Annotated in this window: 12 protein-coding genes; 1 reads left to right on the top strand and 11 read right to left on the bottom strand. The window is 31.4% G+C overall.

Features of this window, described 5'->3' with window-relative positions; translation table 11 throughout:
- Positions 1–30 precede the first annotated feature (30 nt).
- The 4 genes from KQI38_RS14950 to KQI38_RS14970 form a co-directional block, all read right to left on the bottom strand.
- Positions 31–675 (bottom strand): peroxiredoxin, encoded by a 645-nt coding sequence (locus KQI38_RS14950; protein WP_308524452.1) that lies wholly within the window; start codon positions 673–675, stop codon positions 31–33.
- A gap of 101 nt (positions 676–776) precedes the next feature.
- Positions 777–1349, bottom strand: coding sequence for a hypothetical protein (locus KQI38_RS14960; RefSeq protein WP_216560858.1), 573 nt, complete (start codon positions 1347–1349; stop codon positions 777–779).
- 214 nt (positions 1350–1563) lie between these two features.
- Positions 1564–2790 carry a metallopeptidase TldD-related protein gene (locus KQI38_RS14965; protein WP_216560861.1) on the bottom strand — a complete coding sequence of 409 codons (1227 nt, stop codon included), beginning with the start codon at positions 2788–2790 and terminating at the stop codon, positions 1564–1566.
- Between the two features lie 12 nt (positions 2791–2802).
- Positions 2803–4140 (bottom strand): TldD/PmbA family protein, encoded by a 1338-nt coding sequence (locus KQI38_RS14970; protein ID WP_216560863.1) that lies wholly within the window; start codon positions 4138–4140, stop codon positions 2803–2805.
- 213 nt (positions 4141–4353) lie between these two features.
- Between KQI38_RS14970 and KQI38_RS14975 the strand changes: the two genes are divergently transcribed.
- Positions 4354–5022, top strand: coding sequence for an NAD(P)H-hydrate epimerase (locus KQI38_RS14975; RefSeq protein WP_216560865.1), 669 nt, complete (start codon positions 4354–4356; stop codon positions 5020–5022).
- A gap of 9 nt (positions 5023–5031) precedes the next feature.
- Here the strand turns inward: KQI38_RS14975 and KQI38_RS14980 are convergent, their stop codons facing one another.
- The 7 genes from KQI38_RS14980 to KQI38_RS15010 form a co-directional block, all read right to left on the bottom strand.
- A complete protein-coding gene (locus tag KQI38_RS14980; protein ID WP_216560867.1) occupies positions 5032–5562 on the bottom strand; it encodes a cysteine hydrolase family protein in 531 nt (176 codons plus the stop codon).
- A 33-nt stretch (positions 5563–5595) separates the two neighbouring features.
- Positions 5596–5847: a hypothetical protein gene (locus KQI38_RS14985; RefSeq protein WP_216560868.1), complete on the bottom strand. Its 252-nt coding sequence runs from the start codon at positions 5845–5847 to the stop codon at positions 5596–5598.
- Positions 5848–5967: 120 nt separating this feature from the next.
- Positions 5968–8073 carry a stalk domain-containing protein gene (locus KQI38_RS14990; protein WP_216560869.1) on the bottom strand — a complete coding sequence of 702 codons (2106 nt, stop codon included), beginning with the start codon at positions 8071–8073 and terminating at the stop codon, positions 5968–5970.
- Between the two features lie 32 nt (positions 8074–8105).
- On the bottom strand, positions 8106–8267 hold the full coding sequence (locus tag KQI38_RS14995; protein WP_216560871.1) for a rubredoxin: 162 nt from the start codon (positions 8265–8267) through the stop codon (positions 8106–8108).
- 75 nt (positions 8268–8342) lie between these two features.
- Positions 8343–8765: a GNAT family N-acetyltransferase gene (locus KQI38_RS15000; protein ID WP_216560872.1), complete on the bottom strand. Its 423-nt coding sequence runs from the start codon at positions 8763–8765 to the stop codon at positions 8343–8345.
- 49 nt (positions 8766–8814) lie between these two features.
- Positions 8815–9375 carry a DNA-3-methyladenine glycosylase I gene (locus KQI38_RS15005; protein ID WP_216560873.1) on the bottom strand — a complete coding sequence of 187 codons (561 nt, stop codon included), beginning with the start codon at positions 9373–9375 and terminating at the stop codon, positions 8815–8817.
- Positions 9376–9412: 37 nt separating this feature from the next.
- Positions 9413–9769 carry an arsenate reductase family protein gene (locus KQI38_RS15010; protein ID WP_216560875.1) on the bottom strand — a complete coding sequence of 119 codons (357 nt, stop codon included), beginning with the start codon at positions 9767–9769 and terminating at the stop codon, positions 9413–9415.
- Positions 9770–9892 lie beyond the last annotated feature (123 nt).

A 9892-nucleotide genomic window follows, 5' to 3' on the forward strand; every position in this document is an offset into this window, starting at 1 on the left:
TGCAAAACTATTAGACTATTGTTCATTTATCTAATATATGTTCTTAAAACACAAATACCAATCAACACAATAATATCCTTCTTCACCACTTACCCTTCTAAGAAGTTCTTCATAAGTTGTAGGTGCTGGTACTACTACTGGCTGTCCTGGAAGCCAATCTGCTGGAGTTGCTACTCCATACATATCAGTTGTCTGTAAAGCTATTAAAAGCCTTATTATCTCAGGTATATATCTTCCATTGGTCAATGGATATACGAGTATTGCCCTGATAATCTGTTTATCATCTATTATAAACACATTTCTTACTGTAGTATTTGTGCTTACACTTGGAGCAATCATTCCATACATTTTAGAGATACTCATATCTTTATCCGCTATTATTGGAAAAGGAATCTGAATTCCCGTATTTTGATAAATATTATAAACCCACGCAAGATGTGATGGATTTCCATCTAAGCTAATTCCTAGAAGTTGTGTATTTCTCTCCACGAAAGAATCATATTGCCTTGCAAAAGCAATAAATTCTGTGGTTCATACAGGAGTAAAATCTCCTGGATGAGAAAATAGCACTATCCATTTTCCTGCATAATTAGATAATTTTATAGGACCAAAGGTTGACATCGCAGTAAAATCTGGGGCCTTCATCCCTAGAGTTAAACATCCATTTTCACTCATCTTCTCACCACCATTTTTTTATTATTCTATATATAATATGAGTCCTGTACTATAGTGGTGAGTGAAGAGGTTCTTCGTTTTACTTATATATTCTTTATCTCCTATAGTTTAATATCAATCCCTTTAGTCTTTTCTTTATCTGTGGCCAATTTGGTAATATCATCATTGTCTTTTATATTCTTTTTACTATAATCTTCTTCAATCTTATTTACTGCTTCCATAAAGTATTCACCGTAGACTTTATCAATTTTGTCAAAGGCAATCTTTGCTTCTACCCTAGCCTGTAATATTATTTCCCTGGCTTCCTTTTTAGTTTTAGCAGTTTTTATTCTGCTCTCTATTTCTTTTCGCCTTTTACTTGCTTGCATCGCTTTTTCAAGCTTATCGGGTGCCATTTCCATAAGCATCGCTCTTTCTTCTGCTGTAATATTTTCACCTCTTGCAATCTTTTTAGCAATTTTATCTGCAATTATATCATCTCTAATCTTCTTACTCATCATATCTCCTATATTTCCACCATTATCTACTTTCTTATCCTTATTTTGTTTTATATTAAATCCAAATATATTTTGTCCTGATGTAATTGTCTTACTATTCCAAGGTTTAAATCCTATATTTCGTTTGCTATTTGGCATAAGATTGTTAAATTTAAATTGACTCCCTGTTATTCTCATATGATCAACCCCCTTCTCCTATCCTATAAATTATATATCGGCAGGAAAAGAATATACGTTAAATTTGAACACTAGTTGATTTTAAGAAGTCTATAGAACTCTCATAAAAAATAAAATATTATGAAATCTATACTGTTTTCAAAGCAAATAAATAAAGCCTATCCCTTATTATAAAGAATAGACTTTATTGCATCAATATTAGTTTTACATTCTTTTAGATATAATCCACATCTAAGTTAAACACTATAGCCTTTTGTCCTAATAATTTGTCTTGAGACTTTCCAACGAAATCATCACCAAACATTGAATATAGCTCACCTGATATAGTAAGTTCAGGAAGTCGTCCTAATAGTTTTTCTCCATCAGTTAAGAATGCTAATTGAACAGGTGTCCCAAATACTCCTTCTTGGGTAAAATCTCCACCAGAAGCTATTAGAACTGCTATGCCCAGCTGCCCATTTAGTAATTCCTTTAAAGTTTTATCGCTAGATTTTACAACAAGATTTCTAGGTGCCAAAGAGGGAACCTTATCATATTCTGCTGATGCACTTCCTGTAAGCGGTAAGTTAAATTGTGATGCAGTTTTTTTATCTGTATATGGGGTTATTATTCTTCCATTTTCAATTAAAGTATATTTATAGTCAGGATTTACTACACCCTCTGCATCAAAAAACTCAACTCCCGATAACTCTTCTTCCTCTGCACTTTGATATAATGTAAATTTATCGCTGAATTTTTTCTCTCCTATGAAATCCTTAAACAATGAAGCACCTGTGCCCACCTTATATCCGTTCATTTCCTCTACTATCTTCATTAAAGTAAGTCCATCATCTGCTATAAAGACTACAGGCTGTTTTCCTTTAGAAGGTAGCTCAATCTTGTTCTTATAAGCTGTTAGCATTCCCCTTATATTGTTTAAAATCTTATCTCTGCTATATTCCCTATCTATATAGGTTGAAAGAGCATCAAATACATTCACCGAATTCTTTTCTTTTATTACAATTGATGCTACAACTACTCTATCTATATGAGTTAAATCGATCCCCTTATTATTTATCAATTTAGTTTCAAAATCTTTGATATAGATATTATTTGAAAAAATGAAGTCTGGAAATTCTTTCTTTAATATTTCAAGTAATTCTTCTACTTCTTTTACAAATTCCTCATGAGACAATGTTTCTTTTCTATAGTCTACTTTTTTCACAAGATTAGTGGATGGCTCGTAAGGGTACGGTATTTCAAGCCTTAAATTCTCAATTGCTCTTTTTTCCAGCTCAAGTTCATCTACTTTTCCCACAGCTCCTGCGATACCAACAAATCCATTTTCATATACTCTAAACCCTGTTTTAGTAATATCTTTTTTCCTTACAGATTTTATATTTGATTGAAGAATATTTATACTTATTTCCTTTAAATTCTTAATATATTTTTCTTTAATCATAGAAATCCCTCCTCACTGTACCGTAATATTTTTTACCCTAATATAAGGACCTCCCATACCTACTGGAAGTGGCCATTGTTCAAATTTTCCGCAACCTCCCAATGAGAAAGAAAGAATTTCTATTTCTTTTGAGATGCCATCTATTTCATATAAAGTCTCCATTACATTTCCACTAATAACTGCAACATTTACAGGCTCTGCAATCTTTCCGTCTCTTATCATATAAGCGATACTAGGTGCCATGGTAAATGTAGACATACCTGAACCATGTTTTATATCTTCAACTAATATACCTTCTTCTACCTCTGAGATAAGTTCTTCTTTAGTTTTATCTCCAGCTTCAATATAAGTGGTAGTCATTCTCACTATAGGTTCAAACTCAAAATTCAACGCTCTTGCATTACCTGTTGTATTCTCTTTAAGAGATTCAGCTGTTACACTACTATGAAGCCTGCCTGAAAGAATTCCATCTTTAATTAAATAAGTTTTATTATGCTTAGTACCTTCATCATCAAAAGGAACAAATCCACTTCCTGGAATATCTCCCCTATCAACTATAGATAGATTATCTACTCCTACTTTTTTACCAATAGTCCATTCTTTCATCATGGTTTCATCTCCAACCATAAAATCTGCTTCAGATTTATGTCCAAAGCTTTCATGAGTGAATACTCCCGTTGCAATAGGTGAGAATATAACAGTGTATTTACCTGGATTAATAGGCTTAGCACCTTTAGTATAAATAATATCTTTATCTATCTTATCTTTAAGTTTCTCATGCAATGCTTTAAGTTCATTAAAATCTATAGTAGTCTTATCATAGCTACTATCTAGAGTCTTGCCATCTACATTTAGAGAATATCTGAATGCAACAGCACATGTCTGATAATCAAATTTTAAATCCGCACCTTTGCTTGAAAAAAACTGTTTTGTAGTTTTATGGTCAATATATATTGCCCTCCACATTTTTATTTCTTGTGTATCCTCTATAATTGAAAAATATGACTTCAAAAGATTAAGTTTTTCCTCTTGGCTTATATTTAATATATCATTTTCTTTAAATTGTAGAAATTCTTCCGTATTAATCTCAAATTTTTCAACTACAGGATTTTCATTAATTTTTTTATTTTCCTTAGCCATAAGTGCAAGTTTATTTATTTCTTCCTGAATATTATCTGTATCTGTAGTTGAACTGTAGTACCACCTTTGTCCATCAAATATTCTAATGAATCCCCCTTTATGATTTCTTCTTAGATTTTGTCTTAGCTCCCCATTTTGGTAGGTAATTTCACTGATAGAAGTATCTTCTAATCTTACATCTGTATAAAGATTCTCTGGAAAAATATACATCTAATCCCTCCCTAAAGTCTATAGTTGATTAAATATTACCAATATTACAAAATATTGTCAACGTACATTCTCTATGATCCCAGTTGTTGATATCATACCTTGACGCCTTATAAATTATATATCAATAGAAAATAGAATATGCTACATCGATTATGTATTATTGCTACTCTTCCCCATAAGATATATAATAATCTTGAAAGGAGCGTGTTTCTTATGCTTGCAATTAGTTGTGAAGAAATGAAAGCTATGGACTTCTACGCCATAGAGAAAATTGGCATTCCCAGCATAGTTCTAATGGAGAATGCTGCTCTCAGAGTAATAGATAATATTGATTTAGATAGGATGAACAGTATTACCCTAATATGCGGAGTTGGGAATAACGGTGGAGATGGTCTGGCTATAGCTCGTCATCTTATAATAAATAGAAAAAATGTGGATTTATTTATTGTTGGTAATTTAGACAAAGGAACCAAGGATTTTAACATTAATTTAAATATACTTAAAAACATGGAGCTAAAATTTATTCATATAACTGGAGAAAAAGAGCTAGAAATTCTTAAAAAATCCTTAGTAAAAAATGATTTAACTATAGATTCAATATTCGGAATTGGACTAACTAGAGATGTTGAAGATATTTATAAAGAGGTAATTTCTTTAATCAATCATTATTCCAATAATATTCTTTCAGTTGATATTCCTTCTGGGTTAGATGGAGATACAGGAGAAATCCTTGGCATTTCTGTTAAATCAAATAAGACTATTACCTTCCACCTAATTAAAAAAGGATTATTAGAATCTAAAGAATATACTGGAGAAATAATAGTGGAACCTATTGGAATACCTGAAAAGGTTACTAAGGTTATATTAGAAAGGATGGAGTAATCCATCCTTTCAATTTGTAATCTCAATTTGACACATCTTCATTGCATTTAAGGCATTTTGGTGGCTTTCGGGAGTCACTCCTGCACAGCACTTTGCATCTACTGATATTTTCACCTCTGGTAGAAATGCCTTGATTAGAAGTGCATTGGAAATTACACAAATGTCAGTACAAAGACCTATTAGCTCTATTCCTTCTATTTTGTCTTTTTTATCTATTTCTATCAGTTCTTGGACTAGTTTCTTTGAACCAAAGGTATCTTTATTATAAATATTAGTCTGAGCATCTTCGATTAATTCTTGAATATTTTTATGTAATTCCCATCCAGGTGTACCCTCTATACAATGCTCTACAGGCAACTTTTTTCCTTCTTGAGTAGATAAATAATCCTTGTTATGAGTATCCTTTGTATATATTACCTTACCTTTAAATTTCTTTATTTTTTGAATTACATTTGGGACAATATTAACTGCCTCTTTTGTACCTAATGCCCCATCTATAAAATCATTTTGCATATCGACAACAATTAATACCTTGTTCATTTTATTTTCCTTCCTTTCTATCTATTTTAATCTTTAGATATATGAACATCCACCAATTAACATACCAAATGCAATTGTAATAGCAGCTATTATTAAAGTTGCCCTACAAAAATTTTGTAAGTTTTTATTTGTTCCACTGCTAAATGCCCATAAAACATACATTAATATATTTAGGATGGGAACAGCAAGTATAATTAGTACCCCTATCCATTCTCCAATAGTCATTACATTATCATTATTCTTAGACTCTGGACTCTCCCAAGGTTTATTATAATCCTGAGACAAATTCTTCTCCCCCTTACCCCATTTTATTAAGCCTATTTAATCTATTCTATATAAATTTAAAAATTCCTTCTTTTTTCCTATATTTTTTACATATAAAAAGGATGGAGTAATCCATCCCTTCTATATACCTATCTTATCTAATTCATCTAATTTATATTGTTTTATTATATTCATTAACTTTATAGGATATCCAGAATCTGTTGCATATCCTGCCCTTCTTAATGCCCAAGCTCCTTGAGTACTATTATGCATCACTTCTCTAAAAATACCATATCTCTCAGCTTTGAGAAGCAACTCTTTATGGTTTGCCCAACTTTCATTGATATTGTTATAAGCTCTAAATTCAGCATCAATTCTAAATTTAGTTCCGTTATATTCTTCCCATGTATTGGATATAACAGATCCCGCTGTTCCTTTTCCTTTAATTCCAAAGAGATTATTAGAAAATTTACCAGTATACTTATCTACAGGTACAGATTGTCCCCATCCTGTTTCTAGTATAGCTTGTGCCGTTTGTAACGAAGCAGACATTCCTGTATTCTTCCAAGATTCCTTTGCTAAATTAGATGCCACTCCTAAAAACTTATCTTTAGCAACAATTGGTTTTGGTCCATAAACTTTTCCCAAGTAAATTTTGATTGGAATTTCTTCACTCTCAATAATTTTACCATTATACAAGCCCATGGCTTTAATATGACTATAACCTAACATTTCTTTAGTAGGTACAAATTTATATTCTACAGAAGGATTTTGCCCAGACCCTAAGACCTTTTTTGTTCCTTTAGCTGAGTTTATTAGAATATAATCCACACTAGCTATTCCAACATTACTCAATGCTTTTAATTTTACTTCTGATGTAATTACTTGTTTTGGTCCCACGCCTTCTAGAATTAAATTAGGCTTTCCAGATAATTTAACCGTGATACCTTGTGTCTGATGAATTATTCCTAAAGTATCTTTTACTCTAACTAGAAGTTCCTTAGTACCTGAATACTCTGGACCTGGAAACCATTTATAACTTCCATAACCTTGCTTTTTAAGTACTTCTTCTACTCCAGTATTTGGATCTCTTAGGATATATTCTGTTTCAGTAACATTAAAATTCCTAGTGGCAGATAGATTAACTGGTTTATTTATGGTCATATCCTTTGTAACCCCTGAGAATCCTAATTTATATGGAACTTGGACTTTAACATTAATGTATTCGCTAGAATAACCTTTATTATTCTCATCATACGCAATGACTTTAATTGAATAATTTCCACTTTCATCTACCATAGGCGACCAATTATATGGTCCCCATGGATCTAACTCCGTTGTTAAATTGGTTTTATTTTTATTCAAATTAATTATTTCATATTTTACATAAGATGCCAAAAAATTAATATTAGCGGATAAAGATATATTGCCATCTATCACTTGTCCATTTTTTACTCCATTTAAGGATATACTAGGTAATATATCAATATTTACAATTATAGAATCACCTGAAAGAAAATTCCCTTTATTATCATAAATAGCAGCTACAAGAATCTTCTTTCCGTTATCATCTAAACTTGGTAACCATGTATATTTTCCTGTCAAATTACTTCCTCTAGCTATAACTTTTCCCCTAGCAGTTTTAGGATCTAATAGCAAATATTTTATTTCTACACCATTTTTAGGCATACTATTAGACGCTTTAATTTGTAAATCCATTTTTCCCTTAACAGCTTGTCCTGAATTAACTGTCGAAATCTTTTCTTGAAAAAAAGTCTGAAAACTGGATTTGATTTTAGAGCTTACTTTGACAGCACTGTTAGTACCATCCCATTCGATACCAACACCTAAGGCAGTACCTACCAAGCGTAGTGGTGCATAGGTGCTACCATTTATTATTATAGGTGGAGTATCCGATAAAAAATATCTTTCGTCTCCATCTATATATTGTACTAAATAACTATCTATCCTCAAAACTATTGTTTTATTATCTTTTTCAATTTTAACAGTCTTATCATCATTGTTCCAAGTAACCTTTGCTCCTAATTCTTCTGATATAAAACGTACAGGCACTAAAGTTCTGCCGTTTCTCACTGCTGGAGCTGCTGAAGAAGATATATCTCTCCCGTCTATTATTAATTTAATAGTGCTTGCAGCTAATGACTTATTATCTACAGCTCCCAGTATCATTAGTATCATTAGAATAACAACCATTTTTATATTAAATATGCCTTTTCTTATTTTCATTTTTTCTCCCTTCTTCCTCAATCATATATAGCCTATTTTATTTCTTCAAAAGCCATTTTAGGTTGATTGCAAGTAGGACATTTCCAATCCTCTGGCAAATCTTCAAAAGCAGTATTAGGCACTATATCATGTAACTTATCTCCTCTTTCAGGTCTATAGGTATAACCACATACTGTACATTTATAATCTTTCATATTATCATCTCCATTATTATTCTTATATCCATTATTACATATATTCAAGTATTTACATATCCTATTCTAATGAGGTTATTCTATGAAGCCCTTTTCTTTCATCTTATGAGCATTATTAAACAGTGCCATTCCCGTCTTCATTCTCTTAAAATTGAATTTTTCGTAAAAAGATTCTTTCCCAGGTGAAGCATATAAAATACAATTGCAATTGGGAACTCCTTCTAAAATCTTATTCATAATAATTCTTCCTATACTTTTTCCTTGATATTCAGGGGATACTGCTATATCATAAATTGCAGCTTGATAGACTCCATCGGAAATTGTACGGCCAAATCCAATTAACTTCTCTTCATCAAAAACGAATACAACTCTATAGCTATTTTCAAAAGCCTTCTTATGAATATCTCTGTCATAATTAGCCATTCCAACTGCTTTCAATATCTCAACTACATTTTCCCACTCTATATTTGAGCAATCATACTGAAATCTGAATTTCATTCACTTTGCCTCCTGAAAACCCTAAATTAATAATATTTTAATGATAAAACTAACATTTGGAATATTGCTCACACCATATCATATGATCATTAACCATACCTATGGCTTGCATGAAAGCATAGCAAATTGTTGATCCCACAAATTTAAATCCATGAGCATATAAATCTTTACTTATAGCATCAGAAAGCTCTGTTGTCGTAGGTACTTGGGATAATTCTGTCCATGTATTTGTTATTGGACGATTATTGATGAATCTCCAAATATAACTATCAAAAGAACTATACTCTTCTTGAATACGCAAAAATGCTTGTGCATTACTTACTAGGGCATTTATCTTAGCTTTATTACGAATAATACCTGGGTTGAGCAATAACTGTTCCTTTTTCTCTATGCTATATTCAGCAATTATTTTAGGATTGAAACCATCGAAGGCTGTACGCATTGATTCTCTTTTATTTAGAACTGTAGTCCAACTTAATCCTGCTTGCATACCTTCTAATATAATCATTTCAAACAATAGATTATCATCATGAACTGGTTTACCCCATTCTTTATCGTGATATTCAATGTCTAAATCTTTTGTTGCCCATGGACATCTCTTGACTTCCATATAAATTCTCCTTATATTAAATTATTCTTAATCATTATCATACTAAGACGCTCTTCCATTCATCTTCCTTAAATCCAACCAAAACATCATCTTCGCATATAACAATAGGTCTTTTAACAAGCATACCATCTGTTGCTAAAAGTATAATCTTTTCATCCTCGGACATATCCAACAACTTATCCTTTAAACCTAGTTCCTTATACAGATTGCCACTTGTATTAAAAAGTTTCTTAATAGGATATTTACTTTTAAATATCCACTCTCTTAACTCATTTTCAGTGGGACTGTTCTCCTTGATATTTCTTTCTTCATACTCTATATTATTTTCATCTAACCATTTTTTAGCCTTTTTACAGGTACTGCATTTTGGATAACATATAAATAAATATTTCATAAGAACCTTGTATGATATAGTCAACGACTAAAATCATACTCTCCTTTCTTTTTTATTATAATTATCCGCTATAATTAAACTAGACACTGTGGACTTTTAATTTGACCTTATAGCTTGACTATT

Origin of the sequence: Tissierella carlieri (genome assembly GCF_018917285.1) — a bacterium.
GTDB lineage: Bacteria > Bacillota > Clostridia > Tissierellales > Tissierellaceae > Tissierella > Tissierella carlieri.

Coding starts and splice junctions, on each gene's coding strand:
- KQI38_RS14960 (WP_216560858.1), bottom strand. CDS start 1,349: ATGAGAATAACAGGGAGTCAATTTAAATTTAACAATCTTATGCCAAAT.
- KQI38_RS14965 (WP_216560861.1), bottom strand. CDS start 2,790: ATGATTAAAGAAAAATATATTAAGAATTTAAAGGAAATAAGTATAAAT.
- KQI38_RS14970 (WP_216560863.1), bottom strand. CDS start 4,140: ATGTATATTTTTCCAGAGAATCTTTATACAGATGTAAGATTAGAAGAT.
- KQI38_RS14975 (WP_216560865.1), top strand. CDS start 4,354: ATGCTTGCAATTAGTTGTGAAGAAATGAAAGCTATGGACTTCTACGCC.
- KQI38_RS14980 (WP_216560867.1), bottom strand. CDS start 5,562: ATGAACAAGGTATTAATTGTTGTCGATATGCAAAATGATTTTATAGAT.
- KQI38_RS14990 (WP_216560869.1), bottom strand. CDS start 8,073: ATGAAAATAAGAAAAGGCATATTTAATATAAAAATGGTTGTTATTCTA.
- KQI38_RS14995 (WP_216560871.1), bottom strand. CDS start 8,267: ATGAAAGATTATAAATGTACAGTATGTGGTTATACCTATAGACCTGAA.
- KQI38_RS15000 (WP_216560872.1), bottom strand. CDS start 8,765: ATGAAATTCAGATTTCAGTATGATTGCTCAAATATAGAGTGGGAAAAT.
- KQI38_RS15005 (WP_216560873.1), bottom strand. CDS start 9,375: ATGGAAGTCAAGAGATGTCCATGGGCAACAAAAGATTTAGACATTGAA.
- KQI38_RS15010 (WP_216560875.1), bottom strand. CDS start 9,769: ATGAAATATTTATTTATATGTTATCCAAAATGCAGTACCTGTAAAAAG.